Origin of the sequence: Bifidobacterium asteroides, from assembly GCF_003202755.1 — a bacterium.
Taxonomy (GTDB): Bacteria; Actinomycetota; Actinomycetes; order Actinomycetales; family Bifidobacteriaceae; genus Bombiscardovia; species Bombiscardovia asteroides_F.
Genome location: NZ_QGLK01000004.1, coordinates 104583 through 127948 on the forward strand (window position 1 = coordinate 104583; position 23366 = coordinate 127948).

Sequence of the window (23366 nt, forward strand, 5' to 3'; positions counted from 1 at the left end):
TAAGTATGACTGAACCTATAACCTGTATAAACCCCCAAACACAGAAGTCCCACTTTGTGAAGTCGCCAAGACTGTGAAGCTAAACAAGTAGCTAGCCAAGGGACCTTGTCGGACGGGAATGGTATCCATTCGACAAGGTTCCTTGGCTGATTCATAGAATTCCGATTCCTTAGGCCTCCAAAGCTCGCGCTCCCAGTAGTGCTTGCTCAGCAGCCATGGGAACTCGTCCCAATCCATCCAGACCGACGTTGAGCAGATAGTTGATGCCGTACTTGTTCAGATGGGCCTTGTAATCGTGAATGGTCTGCGGGCTCTTCCAGTTTTGGTCATGATATGAGAATCCCCAGGAATCGTTGATGGTCCCGGCGGTCTCGTAGAGGTCAAGCTTTGAGGGCTTGAATCCTTCGATCGAGTTGTAATCGACATTTCCATCCGAGACGGCCTTGTCGCTGGCATCCGAATCTTCAGGAATCTCGTTGTCCCCCAAAGAGACATAGTCATAGCGGCCGTTGCCCAGCCTGGAATTGATCAGACAGTCGGGCTGCAGGCGCTTGACTGTATCGTAGATGGTCTGGCTCTGCTCGTCGCTGAGGGTCATGGGAACATCAAACCAGGCAACCGATATCTCTCCATAGTTGCTCATGATCTCTTCGATCTGGGGCATGATCTTGTGTTCGAATGCCCGGTCGTAGTTCTTCTCCCCTGTGAAGTCCCAGCTGTTGTCCCAGGTGGTGCCCGCCGTCTCGATGTCGTTTGAGAGGTATCCGCCGCCATCCGGTTCGTGCCAGTCCAGGTCCTGCGAATAGTAGAGACCAAATCGCAGACCAGCCTCGCGGCAGGCCAATGACAGCTCGCCGATCACATCCCTGTGGAAGGGCGTCGCATCATAGACATTGTAAGGATCCACCAGCGACCGGTACATGGCGAAGCCGTCATGGTGCTTTGTTGTGACGACCAGGTACTGCATGCCGCAGCGCTTGGCCAGGTCAACTATGGCATCCGCGTCGAAATAAATGGGGTTGAAGGCCTGGGTCAGGCGTTCGTACTCCTTGTTGGGGATCTGGAGCTTGGATTGGATCCATTCCGCATAGTTGCTAGACGACTTCCCCTGGTACTCCCCTCCCAGGAGTGAATAGAGACCCCAGTGAATCATCATTCCGTACTTGGCTTGCTTGAACCATTCCACGGTATCGCTCATTATTTACCTCTGTTTCTGTTGATTGATACGAGTCGCAATGACCACTCTCAGATGGTCAGCTTGTCCTTCTTGACGACGAAGGCATCATAAAGGGCCAGAATCACGTAGCAGATACCTGCGCACATGATCATGAAACCTGGGTCTTTATTGCCAAGCACCCCGCCCAAGGCTTGGAAAAAGTAGGGAGCCACCAGGGAGCCGATGTTGATGCCGATTAGGATGATCGAAGTGGTCAGGTTCATGGAGCCCTTGGGCGAATAGGCCACCATGCGGGCAGTCAGAGCTGGATTGATGATGCCATTGCAGAACCCTGCCACCAGGACCAGAACCAGCAAGATCGGAATGGAGTTGGTGAAGGGCATAGCGATCATGACCACTGCCGTCAGAACCTCGAAGATGAAGACGGTGTATCGTCCGCACCACTTGGCGAGCTGTTCGAAGGCGATGCCTGAGATGATCGAGCAGAGTACCAGGAAGCCGAAGATCCTGGTGGCATCAGCTGCAGAGCCTATGTGTGAATCGACCATATGGCTGGCCAGTTTCAGGGAGATAGCCGAATAGAAGAGGCAGACGAAGAGGAAGAGGATGGCCAGCTGGATGACGCCGCCGTTGGTAGACGGCTTGATGGAAGTGTCTTCCTCAACCTCCTTGCCATCCTCCACGATGACTCGGTCAAGCCGCTTGGGGACGAAAAGGGAGACGAGGACGATTGGAACGATCAGGAAGAGGAAGACCAGATAAGTGGCATGCCAGGAGATATTGATCAGGAATCCTGCAATGAAGAGCATGATCGAATCGCCGATGGCGCCGACGGAGTTCCTCCAACCCAAAAGCCTGTTCCTGATTTTCTCAGGGAAGACATCAGTGATGTAGGAGACGCTTAGCGGGGTGAAGATGCCCATGCCCACGCCGAACATGGCCCTCGACAGGAAAATGGCTGGGTAGTTGTAGAAGAAAGCAGGGATGACTCCGAAGACCAAGGAGACGATGAGCCCCAAAAGGACCGTGTACTTCTTGCCCAGCTTGTTGGATATGAGGCCGCTGACCACTGTTCCCAGCAGGACGCCTCCCGTGGGGATGACGACCAATAGCTCTACGTTGGCCTCCGAGATGTTGGAGAAGTACTCCTTCATCAGCGGGATGGTCCCCGAGACGGCGTTCGAAACCGACATCAGGAATGATATGGATAAGATGCCCAACATCAAAATCGGTGAACTGGTGTTCACCTGTTTCTCTTTTGACTCCATGAAAGTCCCTTCCTCGGAACTGTCATCGCATTCGCATTTACGATGGCGAGCACTTGATTAACTCATGTACTGCACACAACTAGATTCAATGAACCATCTTGGTCCCGAACTATTTCAATAGATAATAGTTTGTTAATAGTATATATCAAATTGGAAACTGTACATGCCGAAGGTGTTGCGTCACGCAGAATCGGCCGGATCTGCCATCCAGCGTTCACCAAACAAATTGTTGGAACTCGGCCTTTTAAGCCTGCCTTAAGGTATGTACGCAAAAGCTGATGCTGATAAAACAATAGGAGCGCTGGCAAGACATTCCGAAACAAAAGTATCTTTATTAATTATCATTGACAGAAGAGATAAGGCAGAGGACATCGTTGCTGTCTGCATGCGGGCGAGGTAAGCCCGCTACTGACGGCTGTCCCCTCAGGAGCATGGTCCATCAGCTCGATCATTCATCGACCGGCTGAGGTCTCGCCTGCTCTTCTGCTTAAAAACAGTTTTTGTGATCCACCCAAGAGCAGTCAACGACCGCACCGATAGAAAGAACCAAGGAAATGAGTGATTCATCCTCACAGATAGTCAGCCACGATCAATCCACATGGGCCTCTATTGCCACATGGCGGATGGCCTATGAAGGGATGGTCAAGTCAAATTCCGATCTTGAAGAGGATGGCCATGCGGGCGATGCTGTTGAGACACTGATCCGTGAGGTTGAGGCCAACCCCGATTACACCTCCGTCGGTTATGGTGCTTTGCCCAATCGGGAAGGTGAGATGGAGATGGACGCCGCCTTCATGGACGGGAACAGCATGGCTTTGGGAGCCGTGGCCGGCATCCAGCATGTACTCCACCCCATATCCGTGGCCAGGCAGCTGAGTCGACGCCATACCAGCAGCTTTCTGGTCGGGCAGGGGGCGACTCGTTACGCCCAGGTCAGCGGGTTCGAAATGCGCAATATGCTGACGGACAGGGCCAGAAAGCGCTGGGAGCTGGAAGCCGCCAAGACCACAACACCGGAGTCTGCCGGCCCCTATCGAGGGCACGATACGGTCGGGGCCATCTCCTTGGATACGCAGGGTTCTATGGCTGCTGGCACATCGACATCAGGTCTCTTTATGAAGGAGCCGGGCAGAGTAGGCGATTCTCCCCTACCCGGCTCTGGCTTCTACGTGGACAGTGCCATCGGGGGGGCAGCCGCCACCGGGCTGGGAGAAGACATCATGAAAGGGTGCCTCTCCTATCGGATCGTCGCCCTGATGGGAAGCGGCTTGAGCCCGCAGGAAGCCTGCGATTCTGCAGTCTACAAATTTGACGACCTCCTGAGGAACCGCTACGGCAAAGTAGGCGAGATCTCAATGATCGCTCTCAACAAGAGAGGGGAATGGGGGGTCGCCACAAACGTAGAATTCACCTTCTGCACAGCTAAGAAAGACGAGCAAATACGAATACTCATGGCCAATCCGGACGGCGAGGGCGGAACACGAATCGAACCAGTGACCAAGGAATGGTTGCAGGAATATGAACGCTCGCTCAAGGCGTCCATCAAATAACCATTTATCATTCTTGACTGATTAGTCAATTAATACTATCTTGACGGGCATGGGTCGCAAGAGAAGTTTCGATGATGATGAGGTACTTGCCCGTGCCCGCGAGGTTTTCCTGGAGCATGGCTATGAGGGCACATCGATTGATGCTCTCGTCAAGGCCACGGGTCTGCTCCGGGGCAGTCTCTACGGTGCCTTCGGCAGCAAGCGCGGCATGTTCGTGGCTGCGTTACGTGATGCAACGGATTCTGAGTCGGGCGATTCAGGAGTGCTCAATCTGGTATTGGTGGCACTCATGGAGCTGTCAGATCATGATCTTGAGGTTCGTGGGCTGGTCAGGGATTACCTTGCGAAGCTGTCCAGCTCGGGATATGACGATACTAATGCTGTGGCCCTTGATATCGCCACGCTCCTTGGCGAGACGCTGCTGCAGCGTGCACATATTCGTCTGCAGCCTGATGACGAAAGAAGATAAGTCATGAACAACAAGGTGGCAATTGTCGGGCGGACGCTGGAAGTTGAACCGCAGGGTTTGGATAAGATGTGGTCGTTCACAGGGAAACTGGTGGTGCCGCTCGAGCATGTTCTGGGTGCGAGCGAGGATCCGGGCATTCTTGATGATGCCAAAGGCCTGCGTGCGCCCGGCCTTCATGTTCCCGGTAAATGGGCCGGCACATACATTGAGCATGGGGAAAAGACATTCTGGAATGTCACCAGACCGGAAAGCCCCATTGTCATCCAACTCAAGGGTGAGCGCTATGACCGACTGGTGCTCGGGGTGGAACAACCCCGCGAGCTGGTCAACCAGATTAACGCGGCCATCACAAAGCAGTAAACCACAAAGCAGTAAACAATGAATTGCAGCACCTGAGTTCTTCTATCGACTATCTGAATTCAATAGCCCGAGAACCAAATAACTGGGCCGACAAGTCATATGTGACTATACTGTCTTCGACGTATTGCCATATGGCTTGTCGGCCTAGATGCTCACTCCCACTCGATGGTTGCCGGCGGCTTGGATGTGCAATCCAGGACCACACGGTTGATGCCCGGGCACTCGTTGGTAATGCGTGTGGAAATAGTGGCCAGCACGTCATAGGGCAGACGTGTCCAGTCGGCAGTCATGGCATCCTCAGAGGAAACCGGACGCAGCACGATCGGCGAGCCATAGGTGCGCTCGTCGCCCTGCACACCTACCGAATGCACATTGGCCAGCAGCACCACCGGGCACTGCCAGATCTGCCGGTCCAGCCCAGCCTTGGACAGCTCTTCGCGGGCAATGGCGTCCGCCTCGCGCAGGGTCTCCAGACGTTCCCGGGTAATCTCGCCGATGATGCGGATTCCCAGACCAGGGCCGGGGAAGGGTTGACGCCAGACAATCTGGTCAGGCAGGCCCAGTTCGGTACCGATGGCCCGTACCTCATCCTTGAAGAGGGTGCGCAGAGGCTCGATCAGCTGGAACTTGACGTCCTTGGGCAGACCGCCCACATTGTGGTGGGACTTGATATTGGCCGCTCCATCTCCGCCGCCCGACTCGACCACGTCAGGGTAGAGTGTGCCCTGCACAAGGAACTTGACTTCCTTGCCGGTCTTGCCTGCCTCCTCAATCACCTGCCGCTGGGCTTTTTCAAAAGTGCGGATAAACTTCTCGCCGATGATCTTGCGCTTGCGCTCGGGCTCGGAAACGCCCTTGAGGGCGGTCAGGAAATCCTGCGAGGCATCCACGGCTATCAGCTTGATGCCAGTGGCGGCCACAAAATCATGCTTGACCTGCTCGGCCTCCCCCTTGCGCAACAGGCCATGATCTACGAAGACGCAAGTCAGCTGGTCCCCGACGGCCCTGTGGACCAGAGCGGCCGCCACAGCTGAATCAACGCCGCCTGACAGGCCACAAATGACCTGGTCGTCACCCACCGTGCGACGGATCTTCTCCACCTGTTGCCCGATGATGCCTGAGGCGTTCCAGTCCGACGGCAGTCCGGCGCACTGGTGCAGGAAGCGGTCAATCAGATCCTGTCCCAAAGGGGTGTTGGTCACCTCGGGATGCCACTGGACTCCGTACAGCCCCCGGGAAGGATCCTGCATGGCCGCCACCGGAGCACCTTCGGTATGCGCCAGAACCTCAAAGCCCTTAGGCGCACGATTGACGGCAACGCCATGGCTCATCCATACATCCTGACGGTCGGGCGAATCCTGTAGTATTCCCTTAGCGCTGTCGATGAAGGCCTCGGTCTTGCCGTACTCCCCCAGAGCCGCCTTGTCCACCTCACCGCCCAGCTCATGGGCCATGACCTGGAAGCCGTAGCAGATGCCCAGAACGGGCACCCCCGCCTCGAAAATTCTCTTATCTATGTTGGGCGCCCCGTCCACGTAGACAGAGGCCGGGCCGCCGGAAAGAATGACCGCCTTGGGATCCTTAGCCAGCATCTGGTCCAAGCTCATCGAATGAGGCACCAGCTCGGAGTAGACCCCCGCCTCCCTGACTCGACGAGCGATCAGCTGGGCGTACTGTGCACCGAAATCGACCACCAGGACGGGACCCTGTGCCATAAGACTCCTTATATGTATGCTGTATCTGCCATGGATGCCCGAGAGCGACGATTCGAGGCCCTCGAACAAGTCCAGTATGGTTGCAGTTTTCGACAATGCTACCGTCATTGAGCCCAGATCGGCAGCCCCAATGGAAGTTCATATCTGCAAGCAGACAATTCCCTCGCATTTTCTCACAAGAGCGAACACACACTGCAAGAAAACGTTCAGAAAAGTCTGCTCGTTCACGTACCATGTAGGCATTGGGTACGGACCCGACAGATGCCTGGAATGACACTGTACAAGCCCGTAACCGAGGTAAATAAACAATCGCACTAAAGTGCAGGAGTACACATGACGAATCCTGTTATCGGCACCCCTTGGGCGAAGCTGGAGACCCCAATCGCCGAGGAGACCCTCGAGGCCGTCGACAAGTATTGGCGGGCGGCCAACTATCTTTCCATCGGACAGATTTATCTTCGCAGCAACCCCCTGATGAAGGAGCCCTTCACTCGGGAGGATGTCAAGCATCGTCTGGTCGGCCACTGGGGCACCACCCCCGGCCTGAACTTCCTGCTGGGCCATATCAACCGTCTGATCGCCGACCATCAACAGAACACCGTGATCATCATGGGCCCCGGCCACGGCGGCCCCGCCGGCACTTCGCAGTCCTACCTGGATGGCACCTACAGCGAGTACTACCCCAAGATCACCAACGATGAGGCTGGCCTGCAGAAGTTCTTCCGCCAGTTCTCTTACCCGGGCGGCATCCCCTCCCACTTCGCGCCTGAGACCCCCGGGTCCATCCACGAGGGCGGCGAGCTGGGCTATGCCCTCTCCCACGCTTATGGCGCCATCATGAACAACCCCAGCCTCTTCGTGCCCTGCATCGTGGGCGACGGCGAGGCCGAGACCGGCCCTCTGGCCACCGGCTGGCAGTCCAACAAGCTGGTCAACCCCCGCACCGACGGCATCGTCCTGCCCATCCTGCACCTGAACGGCTACAAGATCGCCAACCCGACCATTCTCTCGCGCATCTCTGACGAAGAGCTGCATGAGTACTTCCATGGCATGGGTTATGAGCCCTTCGAGTTCGTTGCCGGATTCGACGACGAGGATCATCTGTCCATCCACCGCCGCTTCGCCGACATGCTGGAGACCGTCTTCGACAAGATCTGCGACATCAAGGCCCGGGCCGAAACCGACGACATGACTCGTCCCTTCTACCCCATGATCATCTTCCGCACACCCAAGGGCTGGACCTGCCCCAAGTTCATCGACGGCAAGAAGACCGAGGGATCCTGGCGCGCCCACCAGGTGCCGCTGACCTCCGCCCGCGACACCGAGGCCCACTTCCAGATCCTCAAGAACTGGTTGGCCTCCTACAAGCCCGAGGAGCTCTTCGACGAGAAGGGCGCCGTGCGTCCCGAGGTCACCAGCTTCATGCCCAAGGGCGACCTACGCATCGGCGAGAACCCCAACGCCAATGGCGGCCGGCTGCTCAAGCCCCTGGAGCTGCCCGACATCCACGACTACGAGATCGACATCAAGAAGCACGGCCACGGCTGGGGCGCCACCGAGGCCACCCGCGTCCTGGGCTACTACACCCGCGACGTACTGGCCAAGAACCCCACCGACTTCCGCATCTTCGGACCTGACGAGACGGCCTCCAACCGTCTGGCCGCCGCCTATGAGGTGACCAACAAGCAGTGGGATGCCGACTACCTGTCGGAGCTGACCGACGAGCACATGGCCCACACCGGCCAGGTCATCGAGCAGCTCTCCGAGCACCAGATGGAAGGCTTCCTGGAGGGCTACCTGCTGACCGGACGCCACGGCATCTGGAGCTCCTATGAGTCCTTCGTGCACGTCATCGACTCCATGATCAATCAGCACGCCAAGTGGCTGGAGGCCACCGTCCGCGAGATCCCGTGGCGCAAGCCCATCGCCGGACTGAACCTCCTGGTCACCTCGCACGTCTGGCGTCAGGACCACAACGGGTTCTCCCACCAGGATCCCGGCTTCGTCGACATCCTGCTGAACAAGAACTTCAACAACGATCACGTGGTCAACATCTACTTCCCCGCCGATGCCAACATGCTGCTGAACGTGGGCGAGCGTTGCTACAAGTCGACCAACTGCATCAACGCCATCTTCGCCGGCAAGCAGCCCGCCGCCACCTATCAGAGCGTGGACGAGGCCGCCGCCGAGTTGGAGAAGGGGGCCGCCCGCTGGGATTGGGCCTCCAACGCCAAGAATGCCGAGGATGCTGATGTCGTCATCGCCACTGCAGGCGACATCCCCACCCAAGAGGCCCTGGCCGCCGACGACATGCTGCAGAAGCTGGGCGTGAAGGTCCAGTTCGTCAACGTGGTCGACCTGTTGAAGATCCAGGACACCGAGGAAAACGATCAGGCCCTGTCCGATGAGGAGTTCACCGAGCTCTTCAGCAAGGACAAGCCGGTCCTGTTCGCCTTCCACGCATACCCCGGCTCCATCTACCGCCTGATCCACGGACGTCCCAACCACGACAACTTCTCCGTGCACGGCTACGAGGAGCAGGGCTCCACCACCACGCCGTTCGACATGGTGCGCGTCAACAACATGGATCGCTGGTGCCTGGCCGCCTCCGCCCTGAAGCTGGTGGATGCCGGCAAGTACGCCGACCAGATCGACAAGTGGACCAAGTTCCGCGACGAGGCCTTCCAGTTCGCCGTGGACAAGGGCTACGACCACCCCGATTACACCGATTGGGTCTGGCCCGATGCCAACCGCGCCGGCCAGGAGACCATCTCCGCCACCGCCGCGACCGCCGGAGACAACGAGTGATACGCTGATCCGACCCTGAAACCGCCCGTCATGCGCAGCCCGCATGGCGGGCGGTTTCTGTATACTGGACAAGGTTGTGAACAAAGCAGTCATCAAGCCAACCAAGTCCGGACAGGAGAAGACACAGTGAGTCTTGCAAGCATCACCATCATCAGCCCAGAAGCCGCCAACGGCCGCAACGTCGTGGCCTACGGCCTGACCAGGGCCTTGAGCGCCAAAGCCAAAACGGCCGTATTCAGACCAATCGCCTGCAGGAAGCACCCATTGACCCCGGAACTGGTTGCAGCCAGTTCATTCCCGGATATGGATCCGGAAATCTGCCGCGGCAAGTGCCCCGGTCAAGCTACTGAGGACCCCATGCAGACCCGGGCCGATGTCCTCAACGCCTATGACGAGCTGGTGGAGGCCACCCATCCCGAGCGTGTCCTGGTTGTGGGAAGCGATGCCTCAAAGCTCTTTGACCCAGGTCTGTTTGCTCTGAATGCACAGATCGCGGCGGACCTGAGGTCCCCGGTCATGCTGGCCGTCTGCACCATCGGCAGGGAACCCGGCCAGGTCATGAAGACCGTGGCCGCCTGCCGACGAACCATCGAGGCCCAGGGAGCCGTACTTGCCGGTGTCTTCATCACCGGATGCCAGCCCGAGCAGAAAGCGCCACTTACCGAGGCCTTCCAGGAATACGACCTGCCGACCTGGACCGTCTCCAAGATGGACTTCGACACGGATCCGTCCGCCGATCAGGCCCGCCAGGCCACCAGCCAGACATTTCAGCAGGAGGTGGATGTCGACCAGGTGCTGAAGGCCGCCGAAGCCGCCAGCCCCAAGGCCACCACGCCTGTGGCCTTCCAGAACGATCTGCTGGCCAAAGCCAAGGCTGACAAGAAGACCATAGTTCTGCCCGAGGGTGGCGAGGACCGCATCATCAAGGCTGCCGACTACCTGCTGGAACGCGACATCGTCGACCTGATCATCGTAGGCGACAAGGATTCCATTCTGGCGCGGGGCAAGGAGCTTGGCCTCAACAACTTGGGTAAGGCCTCCTTCCAGCCCATGGATGACGAGCAGGTGCTGGTCCCCATGGTCGATCGCCTCTGCCAGCTGCGCGCCAAGAAGGGCATGACCCCGGAGCAGGCACGCAAGCAGCTGGCGGATCCTTCATACTTCGGCACCATGCTGGTGGTGTTGGGCAAGGCCGACGGCCTGGTATCCGGCTCGATCAACTCCACAGCCAACACGGTCCGTCCCGCTCTTCAGGTGATCAAGACCAAGCCGGGTGCCTCGCTGGTCTCCGGAGCCTTCCTCATGTGCTTCCCTGACCATGTGGCGGTCTTCGCCGACTGCGCTATCAACCTCAACCCGTCCTCGGAACAACTGGCAGACATTGCTATTCAGTCAGCCCAAACCGCTCGCTCCTTCGGCGTGGACGCGCGCGTGGGCATGCTCTCCTACTCCACCTTGGGCTCAGGCAAGGGCCCGGATGTCGACCTGGTCGAAGAGGCCACCCGCTTGGCCAAGGAGAAGGCGCCGGACCTGCCCATCGTGGGCCCCATTCAATTCGACGCAGCCTGGTCCCCCACTGTGGCAGCCACCAAGGCCAAAGGCGATCCGGTTGCCGGAAAGGTCAATGTATTCGTCTTCCCCAGCCTGAGCGCAGGCAACATCGGCTATAAGGCCGTACAGCGCACCTCGGGCGCCCTAGCCATCGGACCTGTCCTGCAGGGTCTGAACAAGCCGGTCAACGACCTCTCACGCGGCGCCCTGGTGGCCGACATCATCAACACGGTGGCCCTGACCGCCGTCGAGGCCCAGGACTGATCACCGTCCCTATAACGTCTATATAAACCTCTGGGGCTGCTGCTGGATCCTATCTCCAAAACCGATCCAGTAGCAGCCCCAAAATCATGTCGGCCTGGCAATATACCGCGCCTTGTAAGGGCCGACGAGTAATCTTGAAGACTGATTGAGGAGCGCAGGCTCTATACAAGCACATCAGGAGGATGCCCCAATGGCGAAAACCGTCCTAGTCATCAATTCGGGTTCAAGCTCGATCAAGTACCAGCTGGTCGATCTGGAGACCAGCCAGAGCCTGGCCTCGGGTCTGGTCGAGAAGATCGGTGAGCCCACCGACGGCCATTACAAGCACGAGGTCAACGGCGAGAAGCATGAGCTTGAGGAGCCCATCCACGATCATGAGGTCGGGCTCAAGCGTGTCCTGGGTTTCTTCAAGGAGTATGGTCCTGATTTGGACAAGGCCGGCATCATCGCCGTTGGCCACCGTGTCGTCCAGGGTGGAGCCATCTTCCCCAAGCCTGCACTCCTGACTAAGAAGACCCTGAGTCAGGTTAAGGATCTGGCTGTGCTGGCCCCTCTGCACAACGGACCAGAGGCAGAGGGCGCCGAAGTCATGAGCCGGCTGATGCCCCAGACCCCGCAGGTCTTCGTCTTCGACTCCTCCTTCTTCTTCGAACTGCCCAAGAAGGCCTCCACTTACGCTCTCAACAAGGACATTGCCAAGCAGTACCATATCCGTCGTTACGGCGCCCACGGCACCAGCCACCAGTATGTGGGCCAGCTGGTTCCCGGTCTGCTGGGCAAGCCTGCAGAAGGTCTGCGGCAGATCGTCCTACACATCGGCAACGGTGCTTCCGCTTCAGCGCAGGTCTCCGGGCATCCCGTCGAGACCTCCATGGGTCTGACCCCACTGGAGGGCCTGGTCATGGGCGGCCGCACCGGCGACATCGACCCTGCCGTTGTCTTCCACCTGATCCGCAACGCCCACATGAGCGTGGATGAGCTGGACACCCTCTTCAACAAGCGTTCCGGCATGACCGGCCTGACCGGACATGGCGACATGCGCGAGGTCCATAAGCTGATCGCCGAGGGCGATGAGGACGCCAAGCTGGCCCTGGATATCTACATCCACCGCATCGTCGGCTACATCGGCAACTACACGGCCCAGATGGGCGGCCTGGACGCTATCACCTTCACGGCCGGCGTTGGAGAGAATGATGAAATCGTGCGTCGCCGGGTCATCGAGCAGTTGGAGTCCTTCGGTGTGAAACTGGACCAGGAGAAGAACGACCAGCGGTCCAAGGAGGCCCGAATCATCTCCACCCCCGACAGCACGGTCGCCGTCTGCGTCATCCCCACCAACGAGGAACTCTCCATCGCGCGTCAGGCCGAGGTCGTCGCCAACCAGGGCGACGCCTACGGCAACAAGTTCCAGGCCTGACCGCTGACTTTACCTATCCTCAAAAATTTGAATAACGATTGCAGGATGGATGATTGTGATTGGGGTCTGGTTCTAAGAACTTGCTCTCGAAACGAAGAAGGTCGGTGACCACAGCAATGCATGTGGTCACCGACCTTCTTGTATATGTCAATCCCCGAGGGCCGCCAAGGCCTCCTTGTGCAGAAGACTGTTGCTGGCCAGACCATTGCCTCCCCAGGGACCCTGGTTGCCTGCCAGGTCGGTGAAGCTGCCCCCTGCCTCGGTCACGATGGGGACCAGCGCACCCATGTCGTAGAGGTCCAGTTCCGGCTCGGCCGCCAGGTCGATGGCCCCCTGGGCCAGGAGCATGTACTGCCAGAAGTCGCCGAATCCACGCAGGCGCCAGATCCGATCGGTCAGGTCCAGAAGCCGCTCCCGTCGGCCTATGGCCTTCCAGCCGGTCAGCGATGACAAGGACATGGAAGCGTCTTCCATCCGGTCCACTCCTGATACGTGGATGACCTTGGGGGCTTCGCCCTGACGCGCCATGTAGGCTCCCTGACCCTGTGCAGCGTACCAGCGTGTGCCCAGCATAGGGGCCGATACCGCGCCGACCACCATCTGATGGTCTGCCTCCAAGCCGATCAGGGTCGCCCAGACGGGGACTCCGCGCACATAGTTCTTGGTCCCGTCAATCGGATCGATGATCCACCGTCTGCCGTTGGACTCCTGCTTTCCCAACTCCTCGGCATAGATGGTATCGTTCGGTCTAGCTCGGGCAAGGACGCGACGAATTACCGCCTCCGCCTCTTTGTCGGCCTGGGTGACCGGGGTATTGTCCGCCTTGCGTTCCACCTTAAGATCTGGCGACTTGAAGTAACCCATGGTGACCTGATCGGCCTGATCGGCCATGGCGATGGCCAGATCCAGATCCTCCTGCCAGGTCTGCCTTTCATCCTCGATGCTCATAACACGGCTCCTTTCGCTTGAATCGCTCTGGTTCAGCCTTGAACCTCGCCTGCCAGCATTCGCTTCCACATTCCCGGGAAGTCAGGCATGGTCTTGGCCGTGGTACCGATGTTACGCACCCGGATGCCGGGTATCTTAAGACCAATCATGGCGGCGAAAGTAGCCATGCGATGGTCGGCATAGGTCTCCATGACGGCCCCGTGCATACGCTGAGTCGGCACAGGCTCAATGGCCAGGCCATCATCCAGTTCGCGGGCTCGACCTCCTATTCTGGTGATTTCCGTGGCCAGCGCCTTCAGCCGGTTGGTCTCATGACCACGCAGGTGGCCGATGCCGTGCAGGCGACTGGGCCCGTCCGCAAAAACCAGGATGGCTGCAATAGATGGCACAATCTCCCCCGCGGGAGACAGATCGAAGTCGCCGAGTCCATGGATGGCCTCCCCGCCGGTCACCCTGCATGTGGCGCTACCCTGCACGTCGCGAACCCTGTTTACCTTCGCGCCCATAATCTCCAGATACCTGGGCAGCAAGCCACCTGGCTGTGTGGTCCGGTCTGGCCAGTTGGGCACACTGACTTGCCCACCTCCTATCAAAGCCGCTCCCAGGAAAGGGGCCGCATTTGACAGGTCGGGCTCCACCTGGACCTGATCAGGCAGCTGCGTCCCACCAGTTCCTCTACCTTCAACGCTCCACCTGCAGCGGTCGGGATTGGCCTGAACCTGGACTCCGGCCTGACGTAGGTCTTCAACGGTCATGGCAATATGAGGAAGACTGGGGAGATGCTGGCCAGAGTGAACGATGGTCATAGTGCCATCAGCCCTGGCAGCCAGCAGCAGAAGGCCAGAAATGAACTGCGAGGATGCCGAGGAGTCTATGGTCACCTCTCTGCCAACTAGATGAGTCGGCGGCGTGAGCACAAAGGGCAGGAAGCCCTCTTGGCCCAGGTACTCGATCCTGGCTCCCAGCTGGGTCAGGCCGTCCAACAGGGGCCTCATAGGGCGCCGATAGGCCTGCTGGTCTCCGTAGAAGTGTGTGGGGCCGTCAGCCAGCATGGCCAGGCCCGGCACGAAACGCATGACGGTTCCAGCCAGTCCGCAGTCCACCCGGGCGCTGCCGCGGAAACGGCCACCTGCCGGTGGAATGACCGTTACATTCGTAGGGTCGTCCAAATCAACCCGACAGTCCACGCCGAGAGCCTCCAGGGCCCCGATCATCAGGTCCGTATCACGCGACCTGAGCAGACCGGTCAGCCTGACGGGGCGGCTTCCCAGGGCCGCCAGAATCAGATACCTGTTCGAGAGGGACTTGCTTCCCGGTATGGTCACCGTTGCATCCAAGGGGCCATCGGCTTGCGGCGCCGCCCATATCTCTTCCACTGTCATGGTCACCATGGTAACCGCAGGCGCAGAGCTGTTTCCGCTCCCTGCTCACCCCTAGAGGTCCAGTGGGGACCCGACCCTGTGCTATATTGATACATTGTGCCCATACGGTGATACTGATGGGCGCCGGGCTATAGCGCAGCTTGGTAGCGCGCCTGCTTTGGGTGCAGGATGTCGCCGGTTCAAATCCGGCTAGCCCGACTTTTGCTTTTAGCCCATTCGGGAGTCGGATCCTTGGCGTTCATGCCCAGCAATCCCATAAGAAAAATCACGAGAGCCAGAAGGCCGGTAAGGCTCGCATAAATCGACATGGTGATGGCGATGCCGACCAGATTTCCCAGCGTTAGAAAAAACATCTGCCCCAGAGGCGCCCCTATCATCATGACAGTCTGTACCACTCCCATAGTTGCAGCCAGGTGGTCCTCACCCACTGTGCTGATGAGCATGGTCATGAACCGAGGGTTGATCTTGCCCAAAAGATAGTTCATGACCAGGAGCGGAAGGAAGAGCAGTGCAGGAATGTGCAGCCAGACCAAGTTGACCCCCACCATGGCGGCTGCGACCATGACTCCGGTCAGCAGGTGTGCCATGGGCAACCGCCGGAGCGGATCTGCGGCGAGAAGTGCACCGAGGATGAGTCCCAGGGAAGAGATGCCGTTGACAGCGGCTATGGTCGTGCCATAGCTTCCCCACCAGACCCCAGGCATGGAGATAAGCCCCAGATTGAGCAGGGGCTGCAGAGCTGTCCCCAGAAGGTTGACCAGACAGCCGAAGCCCACCATCAGGACCAGGAATGTAGAGCTGCGGAACTCCCCCAAGGCCATACGGAGGCTGGATGCCAGGCCCGAAGGCTTGTCTGCCGGTGAACCATTGCTCGCAACCTCAACCCTCGTGAATTCTCGATAGCCGATGGCCACCAGAATCCCCGCCAGAAGGAAGGTGGCGGCGTTGATCAGCGCAAATACAGCGAATCTGTTGCCCAGGAGGGCAATCAACACTGCGCCTCCGCCTGCACTGATGACGGCCGCAACACTGGAGGCGGCCGAGGTGATCGAAGTAGCCTGGTGAAGCTGGCCAGGCAGGACCAGATGTTTGAGGACAGGCATCCACAGACTGCCTGCATACCCCTCCAGCATGGAGGATGCCATGTCCATGGCTACCAACAGCAGAAAGACAGGCAGGCTCTTGGACCTGCCAATCGTCATGGCCATGACAAGATAGACACATACCTGAATCAGCTTGATCACCAGCTGCATCCGCGTCTTGTGCACGGTCCTGTCGGCCAGGTATCCGGTCAGGATGGCCGTCAGGGCTGGAGCCACCCAGGCCATTGAGGCTATGGAGACAGCCAGTCCGGCAAAGGGCATGGTCTGGGCATAGACGATGAAGACGATGTTGAAGAGCTCGCCTCCGGCCGTATTCAACAGACTGGCCAGAACCATGGTCACAAAGGGCTTGTTCTTCAGAAGCTCCTGCATGGTCAGCCCCCGATCAGGGCAGTTCAATATTCATAAGGGTGCGGTGAAGCAGCCACCAGGCCGGCAGAGAGGCCAGAAAGATGATCAGCAGCACCAGCGCAGACAACAACGGGGAGAGGGAGAGCAGGTTGCTAACCACAGCGTCAAGCAAGAGCAGGACTGTAAACATGATAGGCAGCGAGCGCTTCCAGAAGCCTATAGAAAGGGCTATGCCTACAAGCCCCACCAGTCCCGCAAGACTGATAACCATCATGAGGAGAACCCGTCCGAACAGACTGCCTGGCGAACCCATCCCGAGCGAACCCACAAGGCGGTCGACCAGCAGCAAGACGGTCAGGGTAATGGCCGTCCCCGCCAGGTAGGACAGGGACGTGAAGAAGCCGACGAAGATCAGCTTGGCCAGCAGGATTCGGTCCCGCGAAATAGGGCACGACAGGGTGAGCGCCAGATTCCTCCCCGTGTAGGGGTCAATGAAGACCAGGTTGCAGAGGGCAGCGGCCACCAAAGAGAAACCCACCAGAAGGATGACCATGGTCATCTGCAGCACGAAGGCCAGGCTGGACAGTCGAGGATCAGATCGGCCGCTCGTGTGGCCAATGGCCAGGAACATGCCTCCCAGGGCCAAGGCTGCGGCTACAACTGCCAGCCCTCCAAGGATGCAGGGCCAGAGTCTCGTCTTTTTCAGCTCCAATTTCAGCAGCGTTTTCATATCAGCTCTCCATAGCCTTGATCAAGGTCTGCTCGGCACTCTCCTGGCCCTTACTGAGGAGCTCCGGTACGCTGGCCCGCAGGCTTACCCTGCCGCCCGCTATGACCATGACACGGTCGGCAGTGTGCAACACCTCGGAGAGGATGTGGCTGGAAAAGAGGATTGCACTCCCCTGGGCAGCCAGATTTCGCAGGCTGTCTCGCAGCTGTCCGATAGCTATCGGGTCCAGCCCATTGAGCGGCTCGTCCAGTAGATAAAGGTCGGGATGATGGCCCATGCATCTGGCCAGGGCCAGCCTCTGCCTCATACCCGTGGAATACCTGCCAACGGGCGTGGCTGAATCTGCAGTCAATCCAACCTTCTCCAAAAGTTGGCTGACCCCGGTGATCTCGGCGGCCCTACGCCCCCCGTCTGCCAGCGCGAGGTAGGCCAGATCAATCTCCAGGTTCTCCCTGGCATTGAGGGACTCGTAGAAGACGGGCCCGTTGATGGACACCCCCATCCTGGCAAGGATGCCCGGGTAGCCTTCGCTAAGAGGCTTGCCCAGAAAGCGGACCCGACCGCCGACGGGCCTTTGCATTCCGGTCAGGATCTTCAAGAGCGTGGACTTACCGGCCCCGTTGGCACCCAACAAGCCCAGAACCTCGCCCTGCACCAGGGTCAGGTCCAGTCCGGACAGCACCTCCCTGCCTTCGAATACTTGGACGATACCGTCCGCCTCCAGCACTTTCATGAAACTCCTTTCAAAAATACCACTGGTATGTTTGATGGAAACAAAAATCATACACTCGTTGAGTGCCCGAATCTTGCCAGTAGCCGGAGCCCTCTTGCCTTAAGAAATCCATCGGCTCTAAGCGACCCTTTGATCCTGATTCAGGTCAGATTCCACTTGCGTGGACTCCCCACCGGTCGCAGTCAGAGGATTGCTCTTCAGATGTGCATGCAAGTGCACAGCTGCGCGAATGACCCGATGATCGATGACCGGAGCCCCTATTCCCTTGAGCATATCGGCCAGCAGGGTGAACTTGGAGACCACCTGGTCCCGGGTCATGGTAGAGAATCGGATCCCTATCCACATGTTGAGCAGGATGTAGAGCACTTGGGCCAGATCCTCGGGATTGCAAGGGGCGATGGAACCGTCCTCCACACCTTCCCGGACGTAGGGGGTAATCACGTCCACAATCCTGTCCATGGATTTCAGGTACATCTCCCCTACCATGCGGGGACTCTTCAACAGGGTTCTGGCTGAAAAGGTCACATCGAGACGCGAGTAGGCCGACAGGGAGGCGATCAGCTCGTTGCGCAGCTTGTCCAGGCCAGTTTTCCCGGGCCATTGCCCCAGCCAGTCCCCCTGGGATGAGGAGGAAGCCATGCGCTCGGTAACCGCACGGAAAATGGCCGTCTTGGAAGGAAAATGGTAGTAGACCGCCCCCTTCGTCATACCGCCCAGACCATCGACGATGTCCTGGATGCTTGTCCCGTCATATCCCTTTTCCAGGAAGAGCCGCTGGGCCACATCAAGGATCTGATTGCGATGCCCTTCGGGATCCTTCGGCGTGCCCATATGGTGCTCCCCTTCCTGTCGGCGCATCAAAGCTTGACCATCCTGGCCCGACCATCCTGTCCGACAAAAAGCTATCATACCACTGGTATGTTCTGCTTAGCCAATCGGGAACTTTATGCCTTGACCTTAATTCTTCTGCAGGCGACGGATGGCCTCATGCTGGATGGCCACCACAGCCTTGGCATCGGCGACTCCAGCTGCACAAAGCTCCTGCCAGGAGACCCAGGCCGACTGGATATGCTCGCCCGGGTCAAAGTCGGTGGGCCCCTGATGCCAACGACGCAGATGTAGGACCATGATGTGTCCAAGCTCGTCGCTCATGCCCAGGGAGGAGTAGACATCGGGAGCGGCATCGATCCAGCCGTCCGCCGGATCCAGATGGCTTTCGCAACCCCGAGCGCCCTCGGGCCCGGGCACCAGACCCGTCTCTTCACGCAACTCGCGCAGGACGGCCTTGACCGGGCTCTCCCCCGGGTCGATGAAGCCGGCTGGCAGGCCGAAGACGTAGGCCTGGGCGCCCACCCGGTACTCGCGGGTCAGCAGATAGGCATCGGCAGCGCAGTCGTGCACCAGCATGACCACGCAGGGTGCGTGGCGGATGAGCTGCCTATCGATGGTTTCCTTGGAACCGTCGCGCCGGAACATAGCCACCTGCTGCTGGTCGATAACGAATATCGGGCCACGGAAGACCTCCCTGTCATCCATCAGCTCGGGAGCGCGGGTCATATCGATGCCCTTGGGCCCCTGACCATCCCGGCCTGCCAGTCTGGCGGCCAATCGTGCCTGCAGATCCTGTGCTTCGTCGCTCATGCAATCATTCCTCCTCAACCACCGACCCTCGGCAGTCAGCGCACCACCATGATCCAGGGATCGGTGACGATGGATGAGACCTCCACCTGTGGACGAACACCGGTAGCCGTCTCCAGGGCCCTGGCAATATCCCCCTTGGCGTAACGGAACCAGAGGCTCTCGATGGCCGAGTGCGGGGTGTTGATCAGCATGGGTCTGGGCTGATTGGGCCGACCGGTCATCCTGGCCTCGTAGAGGGCCTGCTGGTAGGCATCCGTGGCAGGGTGATGGCGCAAATCGCTGGTGATGTAGACATCGGCCCCCGTGGATCGAACCAGATCGAACTCGGAGTCCCCCGAGCCAGGCAGCAGGGCGACTGTGGAGACCATGGCCCCGGACGGACCGACCGCCTGAACACCCAGAGTCGTCCTGGGCAAGAGGCCCGCCACTGTATGGACCAAATCCTCAAAAGGCGTGGGCTTGGGAAGCCTTCCCCAACGACCCAGGCCTACCTGAATCCCCTGATCGGCATGCAGGTCGCGCCTAGAGACCGGCTGAGGAGCCAACGGTCTCGCATCCTGCAGGTCCAGGGCATCGGCAGCCGCCTGGGCCACGCCACGGTAGGCGGCATCAGCGTTGGTATGCCCCACCCAGAGCCCGCAGTGGCACTCGATCAGCCTGGTTATCATGTCCCCCCGGAAGTCCAGGCCGGAGACCTGGTGGACCGACCTGAAGAAGAGCGGATGATGGGTGATCAGTAGGTCGGCCTTGTGGTCCAGAGCCTCCTGGACCACATCGGGCCTAGGGTCCACAGCGCACCAGATCCGCCTAACCGGCCAGGACGGATCCCCCGCCACCAGACCCGGATGGTCCCAGTCCTCCGCGTAATCCAGAGGGTAGAGCCCCTCCAGCAGATCCACCACCTGACCCAGGAGCACTGAACGCCCCTGAACCTCATCCTGTCGGTCAGACATGACGATCCCTCCTCGGATCCTGCTGGTCCCGGGCCACTCCATGTCAGGTCAGTGAGCAGCCAGCTCCCAGTCCTGGCCGATGCCGGTGGATACGTCCAGGGGCACAGCCAATTCAACGGCATGTTCCATGGAATCCTTGACCAGTTTGGTGGCCTTGTCGGTCTCTCCGGGAGCTATTTCCACCAGCAGTTCATCGTGAATCTGCAGGGAGATGCGGCTCTTCAGCCCCTGGTCGGACAAGGCACGGCTGGCCTTGATCATGGCGATCTTCATGATGTCCGCAGCCGATCCCTGGATGGGCGCGTTGAGGGCGGCCCTCTCGGCGGCCTCGCGGGTGGGACGACGCTTGGAGCGCAGCCCAGGGAAGTAGCGCCTCCGGCCGAACATGGTCTCGGTGTAGCCCTTCTCACGGGCATCGGCCACCAGGGACTCCAAGTACTCATGGACCTTACCGAAGGTGGCGAAGTACTTGGCGCGCAGAACGTCAGCCGCAGCCGGGCTGATCTTGAGTTGCTGGGCCAGGCCATATGTGCTCAGTCCATAGGCCAGGCCGTAGCTCATGGCCTTCACGTGGGAACGCTGGTCCCCGGTGACCTCCTCCATGGGGATGTCGTAGACCAGGCTGGCCACGTACCGATGGAAGTCGGCGCCCGACTTGAAGGCGTCGATCAGGGCCTGGTCCCCGGAAAGATGGGCCATGATCCGCAACTCAACCTGGGAGTAGTCCGAGGAGAGCAGCGCCTCATACCCGCTGCCGGGCACGAAGGCCGAGCGGATCTCGCGGCCCCGGGCATCCCGGTTGGGTATGTTCTGCAGGTTGGGATCGACCGAGCTCAGCCGGCCGGTGGCGGCCACGGTCTGCTCGTAGGTGGTGTGCAGCCGCCCATCCCGGGGGTTGACGGCCTCGCGCAGGGTCTGCACGATCTGCTTGAGCTTGTTGGTCTCCCTGTGTTTGAGCAGGGCGCCCAGGAAGTCGTTGGCCCGCTCGTTGTTGACCGATTTGATGTAGAGGTCCTGCAGGACCGAAACGTTGGTCGAATAGGACCCGGTCTTGGTCCTGTGGGTGGGCACCAGGCCCATGTCATCGAAGAGCACCTTGCTCAGTTGCTTGGGGCTCTGCAAATTGACACGGCTGCCGGCCCTGTCCCAGGCGATTTCCTGAGCCTGGCGGGCCTCGGCGGCGAACCTGTCGTGCATCTCCTTGAGACGGGCATCATCCACCTTGGCGCCCTCGGTCTCCATCTGCGCCAGGACTGCGGAGGTGGGCAGCTCTATGGTGCGCAGCAGGCCGTACTGGTGGCGCTCGTCCATGAGCTCCTGCAGACGCTCGGAGACCATCATGACGTACTGCGCCTGGCGAAGGATCCGGGTCCCCCGCCGACGTTCGTCCTCATCCTCTCGCCCGTCCAAGGCCAGGGCCCCCTGTGTGGCCTCTGGCTCCTCCTCTACGGGGATGGCCAGGAAGTGGGCTACGGCCTGTTCCAGATTGTCGGCATGGAAATCAGGCTCAGCCAGATAGCCTGCCAGCTTGGTGTCGAACAGGGGCAGGGGCATGTGCAGCCCCTGGCTCTCCAAGAAGTGCAGATGCTCCTTGTAGCCATGGACCACACAGGTGCCGATCCGCTGGTCAATCAGCTCCTGGATGGCCGCACGCATGTCTTCGTCAATGTCTTCCGCCATGAGGACCAGCCCGTGACCATCCATGGAGAGAATGGCCAGCTCCTCCAGGCCATAGTCGCCGTGCTTGGCCCAGCCGATGGCGTGGAGAACCCAGTGCTCCTTCATGGCCTCGCTGCAGCGCATGGCATTCTGGTCGGTATCGCCGATGTCCTTGACATTATCCAGGGAATCGGCCATGGCCTTGACATGGTCCGCCGACTGTCGGCAAAGGGCCTTATCCGGCAGATGATTCTCGCACCAGTCCCGCAGCTGGTCGGCCGACTCCGCCTTATCGCGCTCGGGCTGGGTGAACTCCTCCTGCTTGTTGCTGACATCGACCAGTGCCGAGGCTGGAGAGTAATCGTAATCGGCTACCGTGTTGAATCCGCGCAGGATCTTCTTGCGGGTCTGCGGGCCAAACTGCAGCTGCTCAAAGATGGGCAGAACCTGATCCGTATGGATTGTGCCGAAACGCAGATCCTCGACCTTAACGCCCAGATCCAGGTCGCGCACCAGGGCATTGACCTTTCGGTTGAGCCGCACCTGGTCGGCATTATCCGCCAAGGCCTGGCCCTTCTTGCCGCCGATCTCGTCAGCGTGCTCCAGAATGGAATCAAGCGATCCATACTTGTTGATCCACTTGGCGGCATAACCGTCACCCACGCCCGGCACACCGGGGATGTTGTCGGCTCCCTCGCCGCGCATGGCGGCCAGATCCGGGTACTGCTCCGGGGTCACCTTATAGCGGTCCATGATGGCCTGGGGCGTCATGTGCTTGAGGTTCTTGAAGTGGTGGCCTGGATAGAGCACAGTGATGTCGTCGTCCACCAGCTGGAAAGCATCTCGGTCACCCGACAGGACTAGGGTCTTGAAACCGGCCTGCTCCCCCATGGTTGCCAGCGTGCCGATGATGTCGTCGCCCTCATAACCCGGCTTTTCAATATAGGTAATACCCAGGCCTTTGAGCAAGTCCTGGATCAGAGGCAGCTGGCTCAGCAGTTCCTTGGGAGCGGCCTCACGGGTGCCCTTGTACTGGGGCAGCATGGCGTTGCGGAAGGTGCCGCCCTTGACGTCAAAGGCCACTCCCATGTGGGTGGGCTTCTCCTTGGCCATGACATCCGCCAGCATGGTGGCAAAGCCCCATACCGCGTTGGTGGGCTGCCCTGTCGAGGTAGTGAAGCTCTCGACGGGAAGGGCATAGAAGGCCCGGAAGGCCAGCGAATGTCCATCGACGACCAGCAGGGTGCGGCCGTCCTTGTCCTGCTTCTTCGTCTGGTCTTCCATAGA

18 protein-coding genes and 1 tRNA gene are annotated in these 23366 nt (G+C 59.4%); 7 read left to right on the plus strand and 12 right to left on the minus strand.

All coding sequences use genetic code 11. From position 1 onward, the window contains the following. Positions 1 to 169 precede the first annotated feature (169 nt). Positions 170 to 1198: an alpha-L-fucosidase gene (locus DKK74_RS04520; RefSeq protein WP_110413003.1), complete on the minus strand. Its 1029-nt coding sequence runs from the start codon at positions 1196 to 1198 to the stop codon at positions 170 to 172. 47 nt (positions 1199 to 1245) lie between these two features. Further along, on the minus strand, positions 1246 to 2445 hold the full coding sequence (locus DKK74_RS04525) for an MFS transporter (protein WP_110413004.1): 1200 nt from the start codon (positions 2443 to 2445) through the stop codon (positions 1246 to 1248). Positions 2446 to 2999: 554 nt separating this feature from the next. On the opposite strand from DKK74_RS04525, the gene DKK74_RS04530 reads away from it, so the two are divergent. Genes DKK74_RS04530 through DKK74_RS04540 form a run of 3 tightly spaced genes read left to right on the plus strand, consistent with a single transcriptional unit; the run spans position 3000 to position 4824 of the window. After that, the gene (locus tag DKK74_RS04530; protein WP_110413005.1) at positions 3000 to 3995 is read left to right on the plus strand and encodes a N(4)-(beta-N-acetylglucosaminyl)-L-asparaginase; all 996 of its coding nucleotides are present in this window, start codon (positions 3000 to 3002) and stop codon (positions 3993 to 3995) included. A gap of 49 nt (positions 3996 to 4044) precedes the next feature. Then, positions 4045 to 4464 (plus strand): helix-turn-helix domain-containing protein, encoded by a 420-nt coding sequence (locus DKK74_RS04535; RefSeq protein WP_110413006.1) that lies wholly within the window; start codon positions 4045 to 4047, stop codon positions 4462 to 4464. Positions 4465 to 4467: 3 nt separating this feature from the next. Beyond that, positions 4468 to 4824, plus strand: a complete 357-nt coding sequence (locus DKK74_RS04540) for a hypothetical protein (RefSeq protein ID WP_110413007.1) — start codon at positions 4468 to 4470, stop codon at positions 4822 to 4824. Positions 4825 to 4976: 152 nt separating this feature from the next. Here the strand turns inward: DKK74_RS04540 and guaA are convergent, their stop codons facing one another. Further along, complete coding sequence (guaA, locus tag DKK74_RS04545; protein WP_110413008.1) at positions 4977 to 6539, minus strand: glutamine-hydrolyzing GMP synthase; 1563 nt, start codon at positions 6537 to 6539, stop codon at positions 4977 to 4979. A gap of 333 nt (positions 6540 to 6872) precedes the next feature. On the opposite strand from guaA, the gene DKK74_RS04550 reads away from it, so the two are divergent. From DKK74_RS04550 to DKK74_RS04560, 3 genes are all read left to right on the plus strand, one after another. Beyond that, complete coding sequence (locus DKK74_RS04550) at positions 6873 to 9347, plus strand: phosphoketolase (RefSeq protein ID WP_110413009.1); 2475 nt, start codon at positions 6873 to 6875, stop codon at positions 9345 to 9347. Between the two features lie 126 nt (positions 9348 to 9473). Continuing rightward, positions 9474 to 11162 (plus strand): phosphate acetyltransferase, encoded by a 1689-nt coding sequence (gene pta, locus DKK74_RS04555; protein ID WP_258334457.1) that lies wholly within the window; start codon positions 9474 to 9476, stop codon positions 11160 to 11162. 190 nt (positions 11163 to 11352) lie between these two features. After that, a complete protein-coding gene (locus DKK74_RS04560) occupies positions 11353 to 12579 on the plus strand; it encodes an acetate/propionate family kinase (protein ID WP_110413011.1) in 1227 nt (408 codons plus the stop codon). Positions 12580 to 12726: 147 nt separating this feature from the next. On the opposite strand, the gene hisN is transcribed toward DKK74_RS04560, so the two are convergent. Next, positions 12727 to 13527, minus strand: coding sequence for a histidinol-phosphatase (gene hisN, locus DKK74_RS04565; protein WP_110413012.1), 801 nt, complete (start codon positions 13525 to 13527; stop codon positions 12727 to 12729). A gap of 32 nt (positions 13528 to 13559) precedes the next feature. After that, positions 13560 to 14915 carry a 3-phosphoshikimate 1-carboxyvinyltransferase gene (gene aroA, locus DKK74_RS04570; RefSeq protein WP_375537556.1) on the minus strand — a complete coding sequence of 452 codons (1356 nt, stop codon included), beginning with the start codon at positions 14913 to 14915 and terminating at the stop codon, positions 13560 to 13562. 118 nt (positions 14916 to 15033) lie between these two features. Between aroA and DKK74_RS04575 the strand changes: the two genes are divergently transcribed. Beyond that, positions 15034 to 15107, plus strand: a tRNA-Pro gene (locus tag DKK74_RS04575). Here DKK74_RS04575 and DKK74_RS04580 read toward each other — a convergent pair. The 7 genes from DKK74_RS04580 to polA all read right to left on the minus strand — a co-directional run bounded on the left by DKK74_RS04580 (position 15089) and on the right by polA (position 23363). Further along, positions 15089 to 16384 (minus strand): MFS transporter, encoded by a 1296-nt coding sequence (locus tag DKK74_RS04580; protein WP_110413014.1) that lies wholly within the window; start codon positions 16382 to 16384, stop codon positions 15089 to 15091. The genes DKK74_RS04575 and DKK74_RS04580 overlap by 19 nt on opposite strands. Positions 16385 to 16397: 13 nt before the next feature. Beyond that, entirely contained in the window at positions 16398 to 17093 is a 696-nt protein-coding gene (locus DKK74_RS04585) for an ABC transporter permease (protein ID WP_110413015.1), read from the minus strand. A 1-nt stretch (position 17094) separates the two neighbouring features. Further along, positions 17095 to 17826 (minus strand): ABC transporter ATP-binding protein, encoded by a 732-nt coding sequence (locus DKK74_RS04590; RefSeq protein ID WP_181414916.1) that lies wholly within the window; start codon positions 17824 to 17826, stop codon positions 17095 to 17097. A gap of 117 nt (positions 17827 to 17943) precedes the next feature. Beyond that, positions 17944 to 18657, minus strand: coding sequence for a TetR/AcrR family transcriptional regulator (locus tag DKK74_RS04595; protein ID WP_181414917.1), 714 nt, complete (start codon positions 18655 to 18657; stop codon positions 17944 to 17946). Between the two features lie 126 nt (positions 18658 to 18783). Then, a complete protein-coding gene (locus tag DKK74_RS04600) occupies positions 18784 to 19467 on the minus strand; it encodes an NUDIX hydrolase (RefSeq protein ID WP_110413018.1) in 684 nt (227 codons plus the stop codon). Between the two features lie 35 nt (positions 19468 to 19502). After that, a complete protein-coding gene (locus DKK74_RS04605) occupies positions 19503 to 20420 on the minus strand; it encodes a Nif3-like dinuclear metal center hexameric protein (RefSeq protein WP_110413286.1) in 918 nt (305 codons plus the stop codon). Between the two features lie 48 nt (positions 20421 to 20468). After that, positions 20469 to 23363 (minus strand): DNA polymerase I, encoded by a 2895-nt coding sequence (polA, locus tag DKK74_RS04610; protein ID WP_110413019.1) that lies wholly within the window; start codon positions 23361 to 23363, stop codon positions 20469 to 20471. Positions 23364 to 23366: the final 3 nt, after the last annotated feature.